The organism is Actinotignum schaalii FB123-CNA-2, from assembly GCF_000411135.1.
Lineage (GTDB): Bacteria > Actinomycetota > Actinomycetes > Actinomycetales > Actinomycetaceae > Actinotignum > Actinotignum schaalii_A.
Map to the genome: position 1 here is coordinate 842,824 of NZ_KE150262.1, position 21,360 is coordinate 864,183.

General features: G+C 63.1%; 16 protein-coding genes. 14 read left to right on the plus strand and 2 right to left on the minus strand.

Annotated features, from left to right (window positions below):
• The first annotated feature begins 492 nt into the window (after window positions 1-492).
• From HMPREF9237_RS09890 to ilvD, 8 genes are all read left to right on the plus strand, one after another.
• Complete coding sequence (locus HMPREF9237_RS09890) at window positions 493-657, plus strand: BspA family leucine-rich repeat surface protein (RefSeq protein WP_419456734.1); 165 nt, start codon at window positions 493-495, stop codon at window positions 655-657.
• On the plus strand, window positions 617-2,770 hold the full coding sequence (locus HMPREF9237_RS03370; RefSeq protein ID WP_081637290.1) for a BspA family leucine-rich repeat surface protein: 2,154 nt from the start codon (window positions 617-619) through the stop codon (window positions 2,768-2,770). The genes HMPREF9237_RS09890 and HMPREF9237_RS03370 overlap by 41 nt, the downstream gene beginning before the upstream one ends.
• A gap of 271 nt (window positions 2,771-3,041) precedes the next feature.
• On the plus strand, window positions 3,042-4,130 hold the full coding sequence (locus tag HMPREF9237_RS03375) for a heme/hemin ABC transporter substrate-binding protein (protein WP_016442327.1): 1,089 nt from the start codon (window positions 3,042-3,044) through the stop codon (window positions 4,128-4,130).
• A 126-nt stretch (window positions 4,131-4,256) separates the two neighbouring features.
• Window positions 4,257-5,990, plus strand: coding sequence for an ABC transporter ATP-binding protein (locus HMPREF9237_RS03380; RefSeq protein WP_016442328.1), 1,734 nt, complete (start codon window positions 4,257-4,259; stop codon window positions 5,988-5,990).
• Window positions 5,974-7,863 carry an amino acid ABC transporter ATP-binding/permease protein gene (locus HMPREF9237_RS03385; RefSeq protein ID WP_016442329.1) on the plus strand — a complete coding sequence of 630 codons (1,890 nt, stop codon included), beginning with the start codon at window positions 5,974-5,976 and terminating at the stop codon, window positions 7,861-7,863. The genes HMPREF9237_RS03380 and HMPREF9237_RS03385 overlap by 17 nt, the downstream gene beginning before the upstream one ends.
• A 33-nt stretch (window positions 7,864-7,896) precedes the next feature.
• Window positions 7,897-9,018, plus strand: coding sequence for a FecCD family ABC transporter permease (locus HMPREF9237_RS03390; protein ID WP_016442330.1), 1,122 nt, complete (start codon window positions 7,897-7,899; stop codon window positions 9,016-9,018).
• Window positions 9,011-9,829, plus strand: coding sequence for a heme ABC transporter ATP-binding protein (locus HMPREF9237_RS03395; RefSeq protein WP_016442331.1), 819 nt, complete (start codon window positions 9,011-9,013; stop codon window positions 9,827-9,829). The genes HMPREF9237_RS03390 and HMPREF9237_RS03395 overlap by 8 nt, the downstream gene beginning before the upstream one ends.
• Before the next feature lie 88 nt (window positions 9,830-9,917).
• Entirely contained in the window at window positions 9,918-11,762 is a 1,845-nt protein-coding gene (ilvD, locus tag HMPREF9237_RS03400; protein ID WP_039898276.1) for a dihydroxy-acid dehydratase, read from the plus strand.
• Window positions 11,763-11,861: 99 nt separating this feature from the next.
• Here ilvD and HMPREF9237_RS03405 read toward each other — a convergent pair whose 3' ends face one another.
• Window positions 11,862-13,163 (minus strand): threonine/serine ThrE exporter family protein, encoded by a 1,302-nt coding sequence (locus HMPREF9237_RS03405; RefSeq protein ID WP_196800234.1) that lies wholly within the window; start codon window positions 13,161-13,163, stop codon window positions 11,862-11,864.
• A 324-nt stretch (window positions 13,164-13,487) separates the two neighbouring features.
• Between HMPREF9237_RS03405 and HMPREF9237_RS03410 the strand changes: the two genes are divergently transcribed.
• The 6 genes from HMPREF9237_RS03410 (at window position 13,488) to HMPREF9237_RS03435 (ending at window position 19,915) form a co-directional block, all read left to right on the plus strand.
• A complete protein-coding gene (locus HMPREF9237_RS03410; RefSeq protein WP_196800252.1) occupies window positions 13,488-15,290 on the plus strand; it encodes an acetolactate synthase large subunit in 1,803 nt (600 codons plus the stop codon).
• A gap of 46 nt (window positions 15,291-15,336) precedes the next feature.
• Window positions 15,337-15,900: an acetolactate synthase small subunit gene (gene ilvN, locus HMPREF9237_RS03415; RefSeq protein ID WP_016442335.1), complete on the plus strand. Its 564-nt coding sequence runs from the start codon at window positions 15,337-15,339 to the stop codon at window positions 15,898-15,900.
• A gap of 145 nt (window positions 15,901-16,045) precedes the next feature.
• Complete coding sequence (ilvC, locus tag HMPREF9237_RS03420) at window positions 16,046-17,074, plus strand: ketol-acid reductoisomerase (protein WP_016442336.1); 1,029 nt, start codon at window positions 16,046-16,048, stop codon at window positions 17,072-17,074.
• Between the two features lie 125 nt (window positions 17,075-17,199).
• A complete protein-coding gene (locus HMPREF9237_RS08885) occupies window positions 17,200-18,015 on the plus strand; it encodes a DsbA family protein (RefSeq protein ID WP_016442337.1) in 816 nt (271 codons plus the stop codon).
• A 138-nt stretch (window positions 18,016-18,153) separates the two neighbouring features.
• The gene (locus HMPREF9237_RS03430; protein WP_039898278.1) at window positions 18,154-18,420 is read left to right on the plus strand and encodes an ACT domain-containing protein; all 267 of its coding nucleotides are present in this window, start codon (window positions 18,154-18,156) and stop codon (window positions 18,418-18,420) included.
• A gap of 127 nt (window positions 18,421-18,547) precedes the next feature.
• Window positions 18,548-19,915, plus strand: a complete 1,368-nt coding sequence (locus HMPREF9237_RS03435; protein ID WP_016442339.1) for a PFL family protein — start codon at window positions 18,548-18,550, stop codon at window positions 19,913-19,915.
• Between the two features lie 57 nt (window positions 19,916-19,972).
• Here HMPREF9237_RS03435 and HMPREF9237_RS03440 read toward each other — a convergent pair whose 3' ends face one another.
• Window positions 19,973-21,154 carry a thiolase family protein gene (locus tag HMPREF9237_RS03440; protein WP_016442340.1) on the minus strand — a complete coding sequence of 394 codons (1,182 nt, stop codon included), beginning with the start codon at window positions 21,152-21,154 and terminating at the stop codon, window positions 19,973-19,975.
• Window positions 21,155-21,360: the final 206 nt, after the last annotated feature.

The window sequence follows — 21,360 nt, forward strand, 5'->3', positions numbered from 1 at the left end:
TTCGAACCCGGTAGCTAAGGTTGTTTGCGCTGATGGTACTGCACTCGGTGGGGTGTGGGAGAGTAGGTTGCTGCCGCCATGTTTTTTAGAGTGTGTGGGGTGTTGCCTGTTTGTGGGTGGCACCCCACACACATTTAACCCGACGCGTTGGTGAATAACTCGTGCAGTGCTTGCATAATCTAGACGGAGTCAAGCACTTTGACTTAAAGTAGTTTAAGAAAGTCACGTAGTTGTGACTTTCGTCGGTTCCACCGCGTAAATGGGAACTAAACGTGGTGACCGATATTACGGTCAAGCAAGGAGCTTGACCGGAGGAAGGCTACGCCGTGTTGAAAATTAGAAAACGCGCAGCGGCTGTCACAGTCACGCTATTGCGAAAATAACACCGCGCCGGCGAAGCGGATTATTTTCAGTCCGGACGCCGATAAGACAATCTCGTTCCCGCAGCACTCAAGCAGTTTATTTGCTCTATGCGCCGCTGCCGATATCCAATTGCCAGAAAACGGCATCGATACCAGCAAGGCTACAACGATGATGGCAATGTTCAACGGTGCGGCAAAGGCGAATCCGAACGTAGCTAACTGGGATACTCGAAACGTCACCGATATTGAACAGCATGTTTCTCCATGCAACGAGCGCCGATCCGGATGTCTCTAGGTGGAACACCGGAAGAGTCACGGACATGCACTCGATGTTCAAAGGCGCTACCTCGGCTAATCCAGCCGTAACTACGTGGGACACTTCTAACGTCACCAATATGAGTGACATGTTCTACCAGGCCACACATGCAAATCCCGATGTGACTGCGTGGAAGACTGGGAATGTCACCACAATGGCAAATATGTTTTGGAGTGCAGAATCGGCTACCCCGAACGTTACGAAATGGGATACCAGCAAGGTGACAGACATGAACTCCATGTTTGCTCATGCCAAACAAGCGAACCCTGATGTTTCAAACTGGGATACCGGAAACGTCACCACGATGGCAAGTATGTTCAAGGGCGCGAAGTCGGCCAACCCGAATGTGGCCAGCTGGGATACCAGCAAGGTCACTGATATGAGTTCGATGTTCGAGAATGCTTCTATGGCTAACCCCGATACGTCGACGTGGAAGACGGGGAGTGTCACCACGATGGCGAGTATGTTTGAGTACGCGAGTTCAGCCAATCCAAACGTTGCGGCCTGGGATACCAGCAAGGTGACGAACATGAGCTCCATATTTGCTCATGCTGCCAAGGCGAATCCCGACGTCTCGAACTGGGATACCGGGAACGTTACCGATATGAGCGGGATGTTCACATGGGCTTTTGCGGCCCGCCCGAACGTCACTAATTGGGATACCAGCAACGTTACAAATATGAATAGCATGTTTGCTGTTGCGGTCTCTGCCAATCCAGACGTCTCAAAGTGGAATACGAGCAAGGTTACCGATATGGACAGCATGTTCAATATGGATAACTCGGCGCTGTTCCTCGATATTACGAACTGGGGCAACCTTCCTGCCTCAATGAATTCTGTTTTCACTACGGGGTCGCCTGCCACTATTAGACTCGCTGGTAGTCAAGTCAAAGCACTTGCGAAAGGTGAAAATAACTTTAAGTTTATGAAAGATCATCCTTTCAATATCGTGGAAGAGAGCGAATCTGCTGACGTTCCGCTTCCGCTGAGATCAGAAGCGGTGCTGGGTCAGAACGCTAACGAACTCTTCAGCATTGCTGACGAGCTTCGCGATGATGCGGTGTACTACGTGCGCCCGAACTTTATGGTTGGAGTCACGGTTGCCCCATTGAGTGTCGTGGAGGGAAGCCCGGAGCCTAGCCTGGAGCTCACGACCGATCCCGAAGGATTCGCGCCATGTCTGGAAGGCCAACCTGCCCTGACGTACACCACGGAAACTACACCCGGTGAATATCCGATTACCCAAGGAACCGTGAAAGTCAAAGCCGAATGTGCGGCGGGGTACGGAATCATATTTAAGGATTCTACGTTGACCGTAACGGCTCGAGAAGTCACGCCACCTAAGCCGACGCCGCCGGTTCCGGATCCGACTGAGCCTGTTCAGCCGACGCCGACGCCGCCGGTTCCGAATGCTGGCAATATGTTCTACGTTTCGAATAACTGGACAGCGACGGTTGCTGAGCATATGTTCTCCTACGGCCGCGCCGGTGACCAGGTGCTCGTCGGGGACTGGGATGGCGACGGCGTGGATACCTTTGCGGTGCGCCGCGGAAACATCCTGTACGTCAAGAACTCCGTGCAGGGAGGCCAGGCCGATCACGTCTTCTCCTACGGTCGCGCGAGCGACGAGATCGTCGTCGGCGATTTCGACGGAGACGGTAAGGATACTTTCGCCGTACGCCGTGGGAATGCATATCATGTCCTCAACTCGCTGCACAGCGGGGCTGCCGATCAAGTCATCTACTACGGGCGTGCTAATGATGCCGTCTACACCGGTGACTTCGATGGCGACGGCGTGGATACCTTTGCGGTGCGCCGCGGCAATATGTACTACGTCAAGAACAGTATTGCCTCGGGTGTGGCAGATAGCGTCTTCTCCTACGGGCGGGACGGTGACACCACTCTCCTGGGCGATTTTGATGGCGACGGCGTGGATACCTTTGCGGTGCGCCGCGGCAATACCATCTACGTGAAGAACTCCCTGACGCCCGGTGCTGCTGATCGGGTTCTGGCCTACGGGCGGGTTTCTGACACCCTTTACATCGGTGACTGGGATGGGGACGGTATCGATACCCCGGCGGTACGCCGCTAAATCTCCGTGACGCTCCGGCTGCGTCGTGTCCTAGCCGGGAAAGGGCCCCGCTCCGTTTCGTGAGCGGGGCCCGCTTCTATGCGCCCAGCCAATCCACGTACATAGCGACAGTTAGTCGGATGCGTCGCCAGGGCTCAACCTTGCCCTAAGGGTGTGGTACCGTCCGATACATGATTGGCACGCCGCTCCCGGATAGCGATATGCACGCGGGTTGCTCGCGGGGGCTGGCTGCGCCGTCGTACCCTCAGGTACACGCGAAATGGAGGTAAGAATGAAACGTTGGGGAGCGCTGTGCGCGGTGCTCACACTCGCCCTGAGTGCATGCGGGACAACCGTGACAACAGAAGGGAATTCCCCGAAGCAGCCCGGTGCATCAGCGTCGGCAACGCCAGCGACACCGCCCACGCCCACCACCGCGGCGCCCGTGCCCGATCCGCGTAGCCTCACCGGGATGGCGACCGTCGCCCCGCTCCCCGAACCGCATCCGAGCGTACCTGCCGCGGTCAATCTTCCCGTCACCATCACCGACGCCAGCGGTGCGAAAATTACCGTGACCGATGCATCGCGGGTTGTCACACTCGATATGTCCGCCGCAATTTCGCAAACGCTTCTCGCCCTCGGGCTGGGCAATACCATCGCCGGGCGCACCATCTCCGATACCGAGCCGAGCCTGGCGAGCGTACCGGTCGTCACCGAAAGTGGGCACACCGTCAATGCCGAGGCGGTGCTGCGCCTCGCACCCACCCTTATTCTTACCGACGGCACCATCCGCGGGGCCGAAGGCGCCCTCGCCCAGCTGGAAGCATCCGGTATTCCGGTGGTGCGCCTCTCACGCGCAACAAAGTTCGACGACGCGCCCGCACGCGCGGCGGAAGTCGCCCGCGCCGTGGGAGCCGGGCAGGCCGGCGAAGAACTGGCCGCCCAGATCTCTACATCCATCGCGCAGGCGCGGATCGACGTAGCGCAGCTCGCCCCAGCCGATCCGCTGCGCATGGTCTTCCTCAATATTCGCCCGCAAGCCGGACTTTTCATGCTGCTCGGCAGCGAATCGGGCGCCAGCGATGTGATCGATGCGATAGGTGGGCGTGATATGGCCGGGGAAGCGGGAGTCACCCAGGCCAGGCCCGCCAGCCAGGAAGCGCTCCTCGTAGCTAACCCGGAAATTATTATCGTTATGACCAACGGGTTGAGCGCGCTCGGCGGGATCGAGGCGCTCGAAGGGCAGCCCGGGATCTCGCAAACCGAAGCGGGGAAGAAACAGCGCGTGCTTGCCATTCCCGATAACCTTGCCCTCGGCTTCGGTCCGCAAAGTGGCGATTTGATTCGGGCAATGGGCCAAGCGCTCTACACTGCCCAGTAGTGGGAACACCCCGACCGGTCATGGGGCATAACGGAGCCCGGCGGTCGGAACACATCGCCACTAGCGGGACAACGCGGGCGGTCAGTATGTCCGCGCGGTAGAAAAGCACGAAAGGATAGTGAGAGGATGACCGTGGCCCAGCGCCCTAGCTCGCGCGGGGCGGATCCTATTTCCGCACCCGGGCGCCGCGCCGCACTTATCGCGGCCTTCCTGCGCCTGGCCACCATCGCGGCGATTATTGCCGGTTACGTGACGGCGGCCCATGCCAGCGCGGGGGTTGTCGGTGTAGCGGGTGGCACGGTGGTGCCGCCTGGCACCGGCACCCTGTGGCTCGCTGCCGGCTTCTTCGTGGTTGCCGGTGCCTGCGCCATTGCTGAACGCGTGGGGAGTACCGGTGCAGCTCGCGCGGAAGAACGCCGGCTGCGCGCTCTGCTTCTGGATCGTACTTTTACGCTTGCCCGCACCGGCACCCCTACGCCCTATACTGCTGGGCGGCTCCTGCCGCTCCTCACCGATAGCGTCGAGCGGATCACCAACTACCGGCAGGGCTACGTGGGTACTACCATCGGCGCGCTGCTTGCCCCGTTCCTCACCCTTACCTTTATTGGTGTGGCCATCGACCCGGTCATTGGATTCGGTGTCATGGCGGCACTCCCGCTTATTCCCGCAGGTATCGGAATTTTCTTCCGTTTCTTCCGCCGCGCCTCCAGCGAATCACGCCGCGCGCGTGACACCCTCGTGGATAGCTACCTCGACGCTATCCGCAATATGACCACTATCCGCCTCTTTAACGCTGGGGAACGCGTCGAAGCGGACCTGGCCCGCCGCGGGGAAGCTAACCGGCGCGCCATTATGCGGATGCTGGCCGGTAACCAAATTGTCATTATTGTTATGGACGGCCTGGTCGGCCTCCTCCTCATCTGCCTCACCGCCGGGCTCACCACCGCCCGCGCCGCGCACCTCGCACCGTGGCAGGCACTCGCCGTGGCCTTGCTCGCGGTGGTTCTTCTCGAACCGCTTTCGCAGGTGGCCGGATTCTTCTACATTGGCATGGGCGGGCGTGCCGCCCAAAAAGCCATCACTCGTTACCTTTCCATCGCTCCGCGTATGTTGCACGACGGCGCAGCTGCGGCACCCAGCACCGTTGCGAACGACGGCGCCACCTCGCCCGCCAGTGCTGCCCCGCTCATCACCGTGAAGAACGCGGCGGTGAATTACGGGCGTGAAGAGGTCCTCACCGAGGTAAACCTGCGCGTGGAGCGCGGGGAGCGCCTCGCGATTGTGGGGGTGAGCGGAGCCGGGAAATCCACCCTGCTCGCCCTGCTGCGCGGCGCTTTACGCCCGCAGGCCGGGAGTGTGCAGGTAGCCGGGGCACGGGTGGATGCCGGCGGTGGTGACCTGGCGCAGTTGCGCGCGCGCAGCGCCGTCGTCGCTCAAACAACGTGGATGTTTACCGGAACCATTGCAGATAACCTGCGTCTGGCACGCCCGGATGCCACCGCGAAGCAGATGTGGGATGCTCTCGAGCGTGCCCAGGTGGCTGCAGACGTGGCGCGCATGCCGGAGGGGCTCGATACGTATCTCGGCGAGGATTCCGCGCTGATTTCCGGTGGGCAGGCCCAGCGTATCTCGCTAGCGCGGGCATTTTTGGCCGGCCGTACCCTGCTGCTCCTTGACGAACCCACCGCGCAGGTCGATGTGGAATCCGAGGACCGGATTTGCGCGGCGCTGGCGGGGCTCGGGCCCGAGTACACGCTCGTTATGGTCACGCACCGTCCCGCGCTAGCGGCGCTCGCTGATCGGGTGGTGCGGCTCCGCGACGGAATTCTCGAGGAGGTCAGCGATGTCCACGCCGAATAACAGCGCAACGCCGCGCGGGAATGGTGCGCGTGAGAGCAACGGCGCCGCGCCGGGGCTGCGCACCGTGCTGCGCTGGCTGCTTTCCCTCACCCGCCCCGTTCACGGCCCGCTCGCGCTCTCCACCCTCTGCCGGGCTGCCGGCCAGGTGGCTGATATCGGGCTTTTCGCGGTGGCGACCTACGGAATGGTGGCGGCCGTGAGCAGTGGCGGGGGAGCGGGCTTCCTCTGGCTCGTGGCCCTTCTCGCGCTCCTCAAAGCGGGCCTGCGCTATCTCGAACAATTCACCGGGCACTACGTGGCTTTCCGGGCCCTCGAGCTGCTGCGCACCCGTGTTTTCGCCAGCCTGTGGCCCAAGGCCCCCGGAATTATGGCCCGCTCGCGTTCGGGGGATATGGTTGCCTCGCTCACCCGCGATATTGACCGTATCGAAGTGGTCTACGCTCATACGGTGGCGCCGGTGGTCTGCGCCTATGTGCTCACCCCCGCCGCGATGCTGGTGGGAGGCGCGGTGCTCGGCTGGAGCGCGATGGCGCTGCCGGTGGTGGCCACGGCGCTCGCACTTGCGGTTATCCCTTACGCGGGTACCCGGCGCGCGATTGATGCGACGACGGCGCAACTAGCCGCCCGCGCCGACCTAGCCGCGCATGTGACCGATTCGCTCTACGGCCTCGAAGACGTGCTCGTCTTCGGGCGCACTGCCGACCGCATGGAGGAAACAGCCGCACTCGGCGCGAAGGTTGCCAGCAGCGGGTCTTTGCCCGCCTGGGTGGCCGGACTGCGCCGCGGGGCCAATATTCTTGCCGCCGGAATGAGCGCGGCGTGGATTATCGCGGCGGGCCTGAGCGACCCGACTATCTCCCTGCCGCTCGCTGCGGCTGGCGCGGTGGCGGCACTGCGTGTATGGGAAGGCCCCCAGGCTCTCGAAGATGCGGCGTCGTCCCTCGATGCTTCGCTCGCGGCCGCGCGGCGCATTTATACCCTCGCGCACGCGCCCCAACCGTGCCCGGACGGCTCCGGTATCCTCATGCCCGAACGCGGCCTGTCCGTAGAATTCGACGACGTTCGCTACACCTACCCGGAGCGCGAACGCGAGGTGCTGCGCGGGGTGAGTCTGCGCATTCCTGCCGGCTCCCACACCGTGCTGGCCGGGCGATCCGGCTCGGGCAAATCCACCCTGGTCCATCTAGTGGAACGTTACGATGACCCGACATCTGGGACGGTGCGCATCGGTGGGATTCCCACCACGGATCTCAAAGTCGCCTCGCTGCACTCCTGCGTGGTGGGCGTTTCCCAAAAAAGCCAGATCGTGGCCGGGACGATTGCCGATAACCTGCGCCTGGGAGTCCCGAGCGCCACCGAAGTTGAACTGTGGCGTGCCCTCGCCGTCGCAGGGCTGGAGGGCGATGTGCGGGCCATGCCGGAGGGCTTAGCGACTCGGGTGGGAGGCGGTACCTCGCACGGCCGACCCACCGGATACGCGCTTTCGGGAGGGCAGGTGCAGCGGCTGTGCCTGGCCCGTGCGGTGCTCATGCGCCCGGCCGTTCTCATCCTCGATGAATTCGCCGCAGCCCTCAATAGGGAACTCGAAGCCGGGATTCGAGCTAAGCTGCGCGCCGCACTCCCCGATGCAACCATTATTGAAGTGAGTCACCGCCTTGATGCGGTGCGCGAAGCGGATACCGTGGCCGTGCTTTCGAGCGGGCGCCTGGTGCTGACCGGCCCACCCGCCGACATCACCGAAGCCCGGGTACGCGCAGCGGTGCGGGAGAACAGCGCCGCGGTCGACGGGGCGGCGCACCGTGAGGTAGCGGCGGACACTGCCATGCATCCGGGGAATGCGGTGAATAATGCGCCCCGCGCGCCGCGCCATTAGCGCTCCGTACAACATTAAGGCAAGATAGACAGGATGAGTGGACAGCGCGGCAACCAGCGGCACGCGGCCACCGCGCTCGCCGCGGTGGCTAGCGCGCCAGTCATGCCCGCGCTCCCCGCCGGCATTAAAGCACGCCGCCGCCGGCGTATCTGGACCTTCCTCATCCTCATCGCGCTCCTTGCGCTGGGAATGCTCCTCTCCGCGCACCTGGGCCAATTCCCCGTGACCGTGGGGGATGTGGCGCGCGGTATCGCCGCCCGTTTCGGGCTGGCCGCGCCCCCGGAAGATCCCCTTGTTATGGCGGCGCTCTGGAATATTCGCTTTCCCCGTATCTGCCTAGGAATCCTGGTGGGCGGGGCGCTCGCGGTGGCCGGCGCTGTTATGCAGGCAGTTTTCTCCAATCCTCTGGCTGAACCGGGAATTATCGGGGTCTCGTCCGGATGCGCTTTCGGGGCCGCTCTCACCATGGTTTTTATTCCCGGGGCGCTGGGTGGGTTATCGGTACCGCTGGGCGCCTTCGTTGCCGGGCTTGTCACCTCCGCCACCGTCTACCTGCTGGCGCGCTCGCAGGGGCGAGCTGAAACTCTCACCCTGGTGCTCACCGGCATCGCGGTGACCGCGGTGGCTTCCGCGCTTACCTCCATCGCCACCTACCTGGCTGATACCAATGCCCGCGAACAAATCGTGTTCTGGCAGATGGGATCGCTGGCCGGGGCTTCCTGGTTCCAGGTGGCCGTGGTGGGTGCGGTGGTCGGCATCGGTATCCTCGGTGCCCTCGGGCTGGCCGGCCGCCTCGACCTGCTCAGCTTGGGGGAGCGGGAAGCCGGGCACGTGGGCGTGAACGTCGCGGCTTTGCGGGCCGCCGCTATCGTCCTCACCGCCATCCTGACCGCCGCCGCCGTGTGCTTTGCCGGGGTTATTGGCTTCGTGGGACTTATTGTCCCGCACGTGCTGCGCCTCCTCATGGGGCCGATGAACCGCATGCTTATCCCCGCCGCGCTGCTGGGCGGGGCGGTGCTCCTCACCTACGCCGATCTCGCGGCCCGCACCCTCGTGCCCTTCGCGGAACTCCCCATCGGGATCTTCACTGCCCTGGTGGGTGGCCCCACTTTCTTCATCCTGCTACGCAAGAACCTGCGAGGTGCCCGTGGTTGATCTCTTCTCCGCCGCGGGTGGGCCGGCCGGGGCACTCGTGGCCGAGCATCTCAGCTTCGCCTACGGTACCCACCGGGTTCTCCACGACGTCAGCATCACCGCCCAGCCCGGGCGGGTTCTCGGGGTGCTCGGCCCCAATGGCACCGGCAAATCCACCCTGCTGTCGCTCCTCGCCGGCGATCTTTCCCCCACCTGCGGGCAGGTGCGCATCGGCGACACCTCCGTTTCCTCCCTTTCCTGGCGGGAATTGGCGCGCATGCGTGCCGTTATGCCCCAAAACTCCACTTTCCCCTTCGCCTACCTGGTGCGCGACCTGGTAGCCATGGGCCTCGGATCCGGGAACGGGGCCGGCACCGGGGGAACAGCGGCCGACGCTATTATTGACGCCGCTCTGCGCGTCGCCGATGTGACCCACCTCCAGGATCGCGACGTCACCCGCCTCTCGGGCGGCGAGCAGGCCCGGGTCACCTTCGCGCGGGTGCTCGCCCAGCGCGCCGGGGTGGTGCTCCTCGATGAGCCGACCGCCGCTCTCGATATTTCCCACCAGCAGCGCCTCCTCGAGCTGTGCCGGTGCCTGGCGGCCGGCGGGCATACCGTCGTCGCCGTGCTGCACGATATCCAGCTGGCCGGCGCGCTCTGCGATGACGTGGTGTTGCTGCGCCACGGCCGGGTGGAGGCGGCTGGCACTCCGCGCCAGGTACTCAGCTCGGAGCTACTGACCCGGGTCTACGAATGGCCGATACGAGTGGAGACTCTGCGGGATGGGACCATCGTCGTCGTTCCCACCACCGCGACCATGTCCGCAAAGTGAGAAGGCAATTCTCACTACGTGGACACGGCTAGACTAAAGATCACGGCGGCATCGCCCGCCACCACAACACACGATACGAAGGGGAACTATGGCGCAGCTGCGATCGGCAACCTCAACAACAGGCCGGAATATGGCCGGGGCGCGGGCGCTCTGGCGCGCTACCGGGATGGGCTCGGAAGATTTCGGCAAGCCGATTATTGCCATCGCTAATTCCTTCACCCAATTTGTTCCCGGGCACGTGCACCTCCGTAATGTCGGGAAAATCGTGGCGGATGTTATCCAGGCAAACGGCGGGGTGGCGCGCGAATTTAATACCATCGCTGTGGATGACGGCATCGCCATGGGCCATGACGGCATGCTCTATTCGCTGCCCAGCCGCGAAATAATTGCCGACTCCATTGAATATATGTGCAATGCGCATACCGTGGATGCCCTCGTTTGCATTTCGAATTGCGATAAAATCACGCCCGGCATGCTCATCGCCGCCATGCGCCTGAATATTCCCACAATTTTTGTGTCCGGTGGTCCCATGGAAGCGGGCAAGCCGGTGGAAGGCGTCGTCGACCATAATATTGACCTCATCGACGCGATGGCCCTGGCCGTGGACGATTCCATCACGGACGACGAACTCGCGCGAGTGGAGGAAAACGCCTGCCCCACCTGCGGTTCCTGCTCGGGAATGTTCACCGCGAATTCCATGAATTGCCTAACCGAAGCGCTGGGCATGTCCCTGCCCGGCAACGGTTCCACCCTTGCCACCGCTACTCGGCGCCGCCGGCTTTTCGAAGAGGCCGGGAAACGTATCGTTGCGCTCACGAAACGTTTTTATAACGACGACGACGCCAGCGTGCTGCCGCGCAATATTATGACGAAAGCGGCTTTTACCAATGCCATGTCCATGGATGTGGCCATGGGGGGCTCCACCAATACCGTGCTTCATATTTTGGCCATCGCCCAGGAAGGCCACGTGGATTTCACGCTTGCGGATATTGATGCGCTCTCGCGCCGGGTGCCCTGCATGGTTAAGCTCGCCCCGAATTCCACCGAATTCCATATTCAGGACTTCCACCGCGCCGGCGGGATTCCGGCGCTGCTCGGGGAAATGTACCGGGCGGGGATGCTCGATGATTCGGTGCACTCGGTGCATTCCGATGATCTGAAATCCTGGTTGGAAACCTGGGATATTCGTGGGGTGGCACCCTCGGAGCAGGCCCGTGATCTTTTCAGTGCCGCGCCGGGGAATGTGCGCACCACCCGCGCATTTTCGCAGGACTCCACCTGGGAAAGCCCGGATGTGGACGGGGAACACGGGTGTATTCGCAGCGCAGATCACGCCTATACCGAGGATGGCGGGCTGTGCGTGCTGCGCGGGAACCTCGCGGAAGACGGTGCGGTTATTAAGACGGCCGGGATTAGCGAAGAGCTTTTCCATTTCGAAGGGCGGGCCCGAGTGGTCGATTCCCAAGAGGCCGCCGTCGAACTTATTTTATCCAAGGCGGTGGAGCCGGGCGATATTGTGGTGATCCGCTACGAGGGCCCCAAGGGTGGGCCGGGAATGCAAGAAATGCTCTATCCCACCTCCTACCTCAAGGGCCTGGGGCTCGGGAAGGTCTGCGGGTTGATTACCGACGGGCGTTTTTCCGGGGGAACTTCGGGTCTGTCCATCGGGCACGTTTCCCCCGAGGCTGCCGCAGGCGGCAATATTGCGCTGCTGCGCGAAGGGGATCGTATTATTATCGACGTTCCCACCCGGCTACTTGCCATGGACGTATCCGAAGAAGAACTGGCCGAGCGGCGTGCCCAGATGGGGGAGCTGCCCTGGCGTCCCGAGAAGCGGGACCGGCACGTTTCCAAGGCGTTGCGGGCCTACGCCATGATGACCACCTCGGCGGATCGCGGGGCGGTGCGGGTGGTGGACGGCCGCGTGGACTAAGGCGCCACGGTGCGCGCCGGGCTGCGGCCAGTGGTCACGCCCGGCGCCTCCACGATGCCGCGTTCACACGAGCCCCGGCGCGGTATTCGTTACTATTCGTTACTCGTCGAAGGCAGGGCTGAGCTCGTGGGGTGGCTCCATAAGCCAGTGCCGGTCCGTGATCATGCGCGCGGCGGCAACCCCCGCACCCACCGCGCAAATCACCAGAACCACATTCGTGAGCGCGCCGGCGGCCTGGGCAATCTGCCCGGCATTAATGGCGTGCAGGCCGCGGAAAAATACCACTCCGGGAATCATGACGACGACGGCTGGTACGCTCAGGGACACCCGGGAAAAACGGGTGCGGCGAGTGAGCAGATGGGCGAGCACCCCGGCGCCCAGGGCCGCGAGGAAAACCGCGGCCACATTATAGAAACCGGCATCCTGGGCGCTGAGGCGCGCGGCATTGACAATCGCGCCGATAGCGCCGGCCAGCAGCGCCGCACCTTGCTCCGCGGTAAAGAGCATGGCGAAACCGTAGGAGGCCACGAAGGTTGCGGCGCCGCGCGCCAAGGCCAACCACGGTTCGGGGATCACGTAAGCAGCGTGCGGGGCAATATCAGTATCGAAAAGGACAGTGACCACCCACACCGCCATCCCGGCGGCCAGCATGAGCATGGTGACATAGGCCCCGCGGGTCAGGCCGGCGGAAAAATCAGCGCGAATAGTATCGAGCATCGCGGTGACCAGTGGAAAACCGGGAATGAGGAAGAGGAGGGCGGAAACCACCCCGGCCTCGTGCACCACCGCGATATGCCACGCGGCTTCAGCCACCCCCACCGTGGCGAGATACAGCACCGCAGCTAGCGCTCCTACCAGGAACCAAATCCCGAAGTGGTTCACGAGGCGGCGAGCTAACCAGCCGCGCGCCGCCTGCCCCGCGCTCGCCGCGAAGAAAACCGCGGAGCATTCCACCACCCCGCCTCGGTTGAGGAAACAGAAACAGGCGCAGGCAAGCCCGGATACCAGGGCGAGTAACCAGGCCGGGTAGGTGCGGGCCCGCGCTATTGCATCGTCGAGGGTGCTTGTGACCCGCGCGGGAGTCGAGCCGTCCGGGAGGGCATCAATGGCCGTAATAAGCGCGTCGATACGGGCGGCGTTTACCCCGAGGGCGCGCTGTTCCCCGGTGAGAGTGCACACATCCCCGTAGCCGTAGCAGGTGAGCGTGATTTCGGTGAAGGATACCGCGGCGTGGGTCGTGCGGATTCCCAGGGCGTGTGCGGTGCGTTCCATCGAGTGTTTGACCCGGTAGGCGGAGGCACCGCTCGCCAGGAGTAGCAATCCGGCGCGCAGTACCGCCCGCGCGGCATAGCGCAGATGGCTGGGTTGCTGCGGCGCAGGGGGCCGGTGTGAAAACGTCACGCGTCCAGGGTACGCTTCCCGAAAAACTCCGGAAAACTGTCCGAACAATGAAACCGAAATCCACGATGTGAGACAGATTGATCTTTTTAGCGTTCGCGGACCGCGCTCCGGTAGTCTGAAAGGCATGGCTCAGATTCTTCTTATTATCGTAGTGAGGTAGCGCGCACCACCGGTTGCGCGCTCCCCTCACGTGAGGGGATTTTTTATGCGCTAACCACCACAGCTAGCCACCCCGCTCGGCACTCCAGGAGAACAGGCCCGAAGAACCAGGTGAATCAGGTTGAAGGAGGAACCATGGCCGCATCCGAGATGAATGCATCCGCGATGGGCGCGTCGGCCGCGTCTCACCGGGACCAGCCCGGTGAGATCCGCGAAAAAATGGACGGCGCCCGCGCCATTGTCCGCACCCTAGCGGAACTCGGTGTGGATGTCGTCTTCGGGCTGCCCGGCGGAGCTATTTTGCCCACCTATGACCCGATGTACGATAGCGATTCGCCGCGCCATATCCTGGTGCGCCACGAACAGGGTGGGGGCCACGCGGCCGAAGGCTATGCGCTGGCAACCGGGCGCGTGGGTGTTGTGATGGCCACCTCCGGGCCGGGGGCAACGAACCTCGTCACCCCGCTGCTGGATGCCAATATGGATTCCGTCCCGCTGGTGGCGATCACCGGGCAGGTGGGGGCCGCGGCCATCGGAACCGACGCTTTCCAGGAAGCCGATATCGTGGGTGCCACCATGCCCATGGTCAAGCATTCTTTCCTCGTGACCGACGCCGCTGATATTCCGGCCCGCCTGGCAGAAGCTTTTTACCTCGCGGCGAGCGGGCGCCCCGGCCCCGTCCTCGTGGATATCGCGAAATCCGCCCAGAACCAAGAAACAGAATTTGTGTGGCCCCCGCGCCTGGACCTACCCGGATACCGCCCGGCCGGCGAACCGGATCCCGCTGCCGTCCGCGAGGCGGCCCAACTTATCGCCACCGCGAGCCGCCCCGTGCTCTACGTGGGAGGCGGGGCCGTGCGCGCCCGGGTCTCCCGCGAGGTCACCGAACTGAGCGATCTCACCGGTGCCCCGGTGGTCACCACCCTGCCGGCTCGCGGCACCGTACCCGATTCCCACCCCCACAACCTGGGGATGCCGGGCATGCACGGTACTGTTCCCGCGGTGGGCGCCCTCCAGCGCAGCGATCTCATCGTGGCGCTCGGGGCGCGTTTCGATGATCGCGTTACCGGGGCGCTTGACGGTTTCGCGCCGCGGGCAAAAGTTATCCACCTCGATATTGACCCGGCGGAAGTCTCCAAGAACCGCACCGCGGACGTGGCCATTATCGGTGATTTGGCGCAGTCCGTTCCCGCCCTCCTCGAGGCGGTGCGCGCGGCTCGCGAACAGTACGGGGAAGCGAATCTGGAACCGTGGTGGGGGTACCTCAACCGCCTGCGGGATACCTATCCGGCCGGCTACACCCCCACGGAGGACGGCCTTGTTTCCCCTCAGTATGTGATCGAGCGTCTGGGCGCCGTGGCGGGCAGTGAGGACACCATCTGGGTGACCGGGGTGGGGCAGCACCAAATGTGGGCCTCGCAATTCCTCCATTTCGAGCACCCGCACCGCTGGCTTTCCTCCGGGGGCGCGGGCACCATGGGCTACGGGATCCCGGCCGGTATGGGCGCGAAAGTGGGTCAGCCCGAGCGCACCGTGTGGGTGATTGACGGCGACGGCTCCTTCCAGATGACCAATCAGGAACTGGCCACCTGCCGCCTCAATAACATCAATATCAAAGTGGCCGTTATTAATAACTCCTCGCTGGGGATGGTGCGCCAGTGGCAGACCCTTTTCTACGACGGGCGCTATTCTTTCACCGATCTGGAAACTGGGAACAACACCCGCCGTATCCCCGATTTCGTCAAACTTGCCGAAGCCTATGATTGCGCGGCCTGGCGCGTGGAGAAGAAGGACGACGTCGACACTGCCATCCAGCGCGCTATGGAGATCAATGATCGGCCCGTCGTTATCGACTTCATTACCTCCCCGGATGCGGAGGTGTGGCCGATGGTCGCCGCCGGGGTATCCAATGATGAGATTATGTACGCCAAGGGGCTGCGCCCCGAAGTGGATGAGAACTTCGCGTGAGTAGCGCACTGTCGCCGCTCGAGCCGCCACGAAAGGAAGGATAACAATGCCGCAGCGCCACACGCTCTCCGTACTGGTGGAGAATAAACCCGGAGTGCTCACGCGGGTGGCCGGGCTCTTCGCCCGCCGCGCGTTCAATATTCATTCGCTCGCCGTGGGAGAAACGGAAAACCCGGCGCTCTCGCGTATCACCGTGGTGGTCGACGCCGCGGTACAACCCCTCGAGCAGGTGGCCAAACAGCTCAATAAGCTGGTCAATGTCATCAAAATCGTGGAATTAGACAGTGAGGAAGCGGTGCTGCGCCGCCTCGTCCTCATTAAAGTTGGCGCTGATGATACAACCCGTTCCCACGTGGTGCAGGTCGTGGACCTTTTCCGCGCCCACGTGGTCGATATGGTGCCGGATGCCGTGACCATTGAAGCCACCGGATCCGACCGCAAGATCGGAGCCCTGCTCACCGCCCTGGAGCCCTACGGGATCCGGGAAATTGTGCAGTCGGGAACCGTGGCGCTCGGGCGCGGAGCGCATTCGCTTTCCGAACGGGTCACCGCCGATATGGCGGGAGACCCCGGGGACTTCCCGGAGGCGCTCGCCCGCGGGCGCATCTAGCCGCAGTGGCGCGCGGCGAAGATAAGCGGCGTCGTCGTATATGCGGCGCACCTACAGCGTGCGCGGCGCCGCACTACCGCAACGAAACCGAAACCGAAAAACCGCAACCGCGGGGCCTGGCCCCGACCAACAAAAGGAGAAAACCATGGCAGAAATCTTCCATGATGCCGATGCCGATCTGTCCCTCATCCAATCGAAGAAGGTTGCCATTATTGGCTACGGTTCGCAGGGGCACGCGCACGCGCTCAACCTGCGCGACTCCGGCGTGGACGTGGTGGTGGGCCTGCGCGAAGGCTCGAGTTCCGTGGCGAAAGCGCAGGAACAGGGCCTGACGGTGCGTTCCGTGGCCGATGCCACCAAGGACGCTGACGTCGTCATGATTCTGGTGCCGGATCAGACCCAGCGTGGGCTGTGGGCCGCGGAAATCGAGCCGAATCTCAAGGCCGACGCCGCGGTGTTCTTCGCCCACGGTTTCAATATTCACTACGGATATATCAAGCCCGCTGCCGGCCACGATGTGTGCATGGTGGCTCCCAAGGGCCCGGGGCACACGGTGCGCCGCCAGTACGAAGACGGGCGCGGAGTGCCGGTGCTCGTGTGCGTGGAACAGGATGCCTCCGGGCAGGCCTGGGACGTGGCCCTGTCCTACGCCGCCGCGATTGGCGGCACCCGCGCCGGCGCCATTAAGACCACCTTCAAGGAAGAGACCGAAACGGACCTCTTCGGCGAGCAGACCGTGCTGTGCGGCGGGGTTTCCCAGCTCATCACCTACGGTTTCGAAACGCTGGTGGAAGCCGGATACCAGCCGGAGATGGCCTACTTTGAGGTGTGTCACGAACTCAAGCTCATCGTTGACCTCATTAACGAAGGCGGGCTGACCAAGCAGCGCTGGTCCTGCTCGGATACGGCCGAATACGGCGACTATGTGTCCGGCCCGCGCGTTATCACCCCGGATGTCAAGGAACATATGAAGGAAGTGCTGGCTGATATCCAGAACGGTTCCTTCGCCAAGCGCTTCATTGACGACCAGGATGCCGGCGCCCCCGAATTCAAGAAGCTGCGCGCCGAGCACGAAAGCCACCCGCTCGAGGCCACCGGGCGCGAGGTGCGTTCCATGTTCGCGTGGAATACCGATGTGGACGCCGATTACACGGACGGGCAGACCGCCCGCTAAGCGCAGCATTGCCGTTCCCAGGTGGGGCGGCTAGGATGAGCGCCAGTTAACCGGCCCGCTCGCGGCAAGGTACCGCGGGTGGGCCGGTTTGTACGAGCTGAGTTCTACTGTGAGAAAGGCCGCAGATGCGTCGTCGTTCCGCTTTTGCTTTCCTCGGGGTACTGGCCTTCGGCCTTGCCGCCTGCACCGATACGTCCGATGCACCGGGGGTGAAACCTACCGTGGCCGCGACCACCGATAGTACGACGGCGCCCAGCGGGCCCACCGCCAGCGCGACTCCTAGCGCGAGTAAAGAGCCCGCTCATCTGGTGCCTATCCAACGCGGAGCCAATGTGGTCACGGAGAAAATTCCCGCGCCTCTCGATCAATGGGGTGGTATTTCTATCGGGGCTGATGGTGTGGCCGGAAGCGTCAATGAAGGCAAGCCGGTGGTGCGGGTGTATTCCGATTATTGGTGCCCCTGGTGCAATGACCTGGTACGCGACCACGGTGAAGAACTCATCCAGATGGCCAAGGACGGGAAAATCACGCTGGTCTACCACCCGAATATGCGCTTCGAGGAATCGCCCTACAGTGTCAAGGGGGAGCAGGCCGAAGTGTGGTTCGCGGTCAACGCCCCGGATAAATACCTTGATTTCCACGAGCTGCTCTACAAAGAAGGCTCCATCCCGGTGGTGAAACACGCGGACCGCGCCGAACGCCAGCAGCCCGACCCGGCCTTGATTGAACAATTTGCTACTCGGGTGGGTCTTGACGCCGCGCAGCTGGAGAGCCTGCGTGCCACGCTGGCCGCGGATGAGTACCTTCCCCTTCTCAAGCAACTACGCGAGCAATTCCTCGCCGACGGCATGAAGTACATTCCCGCCGTTGTTATTGACGAGAAGCTGGTGAGCGATCCGAATAACGGCAACCTGGACCAGTTCCTCGCGCCCTTGAAGTAGGTGGTGGCGGTAGCGCGTGGCGGTGGCTGGTTGTGGCGCGTGGCAGCGACTGGTTGCGGCCCGCAGGGGTGACCGGTTGTAGCTCGCGGGGCACGGAGTGCGAAAAAACTGTCGCAGGGGCGTGGCACAATAGAGGCCATGAAAGCCATTATGACTGTGACCGGGGTGGATCGCACCGGGATTATCGCGGCCGTTTCCGCTGAACTTGCTCGCCTCGGGGTGAATATTATCAACGTCACCCAAACCCTCATGGATGAGTACTTCACTATGATCCTCGAAGTTGCGCTTCCGGAGGGTAGCTCCATTACCCAGGTGCAGCAGGCCATGGCGGAACTGGGCGGCGCGGAAGCGCTGGAAATCCACGTGCAGGCGGATTCGATTTTCCGCGCCATGCATCGCGTCTAGCCCGGTCTGGTGGATAGGCTGGCCCGGTGCGTAAAACTGGCCGGCGCACCGGAACAGGCACAGCGATATGCACTGGAACAGACACGGCAACGTGCACGGGAACTCGCACAGGAACGGGAGAATACCTATGTATGCCAGCAGTGAGCCCACTGCCCAAAACATTCTGGAAACCCTCGCGATGATCCGCGAGGACCGCCTCGATATCCGTACCGTCACCATGGGGATTTCCCTGCTGGACTGCGCGGATTCGGATGGCGAGCGCGCTCGCGAACGGGCCCGCGCCCGCATTATGGAGCGGGCCGCGCGCCTGGTGCCGGTAGCGCGGCAGATCGAAGCGGAACTGGGTATCCCCATTATTAATAAGCGCATTTCCGTGACCCCGATTGCTTTAGTGGCCGCGGCAAGCGGGGAAAAGGACCTTACCCCGTGGGCGGTGATGCTTGATGAATGCGCCCGGGAAATCGGCGTGGATTTCGTGGGCGGGTTTTCCGCCCTGGTGGAAAAGGGCATGACGCGCGCGGATGAGGCGCTCATCGATTCCATTCCTGCCGCGCTGGCCGCCACCTCGGTGGTGTGCTCCTCCGTCAATATCGGAACCTCACGCGCCGGAATTAATATGAGCGCGGTTGGGCGCATGGGGGAAACCATTTGTGAGCTTGCCGCCCGCACGGAAAAGGGCTCCGGGGCTGCTCGGCTGGTCGTTTTTGCTAACTCGGTGGGGGATAACCCCTTTATGGCCGGGGCTTTCCACGGGGTAGAAATGCCCGATTGTGTGGTTTCCGTGGGGGTATCCGGGCCGGGTGTTATTACCCGGGCAATTACGGCGGCAGCAGGGGCATCCTTCGATGAACTCGCGGAAGAAATCAAGCGCAGCGCTTTCAAAATCACCCGCATGGGCGAACTGGTCGGGCAGCTTGCCGCGCAGCGCCTCGGGGTGCCTTTCGGGGTTGTTGACCTCTCTTTGGCTCCCACCCCGGAAGTCGGCGATTCGGTGGCACGCGCCCTGGAAGCCATGGGCCTGGAACGCGTGGGAGCCCACGGCACCACGGCGGCCCTCGCGCTTCTCAATGATGCGGTGAAGAAAGGCGGGCTCATGGCCTGCTCGCACGTGGGCGGCCTCTCCGGGTCCTTCATCCCCGTCTCCGAAGATGAAGGCATGATCGAAGCGGCGCGGCTCGGCGCTATTAGCCTGGCCAAACTCGAAGCCATGACCGCTATTTGCTCGGTGGGCCTTGACATGATCGCGGTGCCCGGGGATACCCCGGCCGCCACCATCGCCGGCATGATCGCAGACGAAGCTGCCATCGGCATCATGAACTCCAAGACCACCGCCGTGCGAGTCATCCCCGCTACGGGCTTGAGCGAAGGCGATACCGTGGAATTCGGCGGCCTGCTTGGCAGCGCTCCCGTGATGCCGGTAAGCCCGTACTCCAGCGCGGCATTCATTGGCCGCGGGGGTACTATCCCGGCGCCCGTGCACGCTTTCAAGAATTAGGCGCGAGGCGAGGAACGGTTAGCGAGTCAGCTTAGCGGGAGTCGTTAGCAAGCGAGGTTAGCGGGCGCGGATAATCGCCGCGATGCCCTGCCCGCCGCCGATGCACAGTGTCACAAGGGAGTGCTCGATTCCGCGTTCGCGCTGATTGAGGAGAGCACGCAGTGAAATAATCGCTCCCGAAGCCCCCACCGGGTGGCCCAGCGCAATCGCCCCGCCCAGCGGATTGACGATCTCCGGATCCAGCTCCGCATCGCGAATCACCGCAATGGCCTGGGAGGCAAAAGCCTCATTGAGTTCCACCCAGCCAATATCCGCCCGGCTCAGGCCGGTACGCTCAAGCACCTTCTCAATAGCAAAGCGCGGGGCGTAGCCCATGTACTCCGGTTCCACCCCGACGGTTGCCACATCCACCAGCTCGCCCAGAATATCCACACCCGCCGCAATCGCATCTTCTTCCCGCATGAGGACGAGCATGGCGGCGCCGTCGTTAATCCCGGAAGAATTACCGGCCGTCACGGTGCCGTGCGCGGCAAAAACAGGGGGGAGGTGGCTGAGCGTTTCAGCCGTCACGCCCGCGCGCGGATATTCTTCTGCAGCGACGACGCGCTCAGTGGGTTCCCCGGCGTCAATCGTGAAAGGAACACGCTCCTTATCAAAAGCGTCGGCGGTGATGGCGGCCTGGGCACGGGCCTGGGACTGGGCCGCAAAAGCGTCCTGCTCGGCGCGGGAAATACCGAATTTCTCCGCGACCCGCTCCGCTGTCCAGCCCATGGGCCGGCCCGAGAACGGATCAGAAATCAGCGAAAATGTGCCGTCCACGTGCTTCGGCCCGTTGAGGTGACCGGCGCGGGAAAAATCCATGACCGGCTGGCGCGTCATATTCTCAGCACCGCCCGCCATGACGATGCGCGCATCCCCGGAACGCAAGGCGCTGGCTGCGCTCGCGAGGGCTTGCACCCCGGAGCCGCACACCCGATTGACAGTGAGGGCAGTGGAGGAGGCCCGCGCTCCGGCGGCCAGGGCGATCCGGCGGGAAATATAGGCATCGGCACCGGTCTGGCCCACGCAGCCCACCACGAAATCATCCACATCCGCCATGGGGATACCCGCGCGCTCGGCGGCCGCGCGCGCCGCCGCCGCACCCAATTCGTGCGCGGGAGTATTCGCGTAGTAGCCGCGGAACTTCCCCGTGGGAATGCGAGCGCCGCTGACAATGACGATAGGTGAATCGAACGCCATAACCTTGCCTCCCGAGATTCAAGAATTCAATTCTACGAGGAGAGGCGCGCCGGCTCCAGGAGAGGTACCTAACCCCGGCCTAAGTGCAGCCTGAGCTTTGCGCCTCCGTTCTGTACCTACGTTCCCGCCGCGCGGGTCTCAACGCTGCCCCGCTGCTTCGTCCCACCCGCCGAGCATTCCGAAAAGTGAGACGAATAGTCTCACCA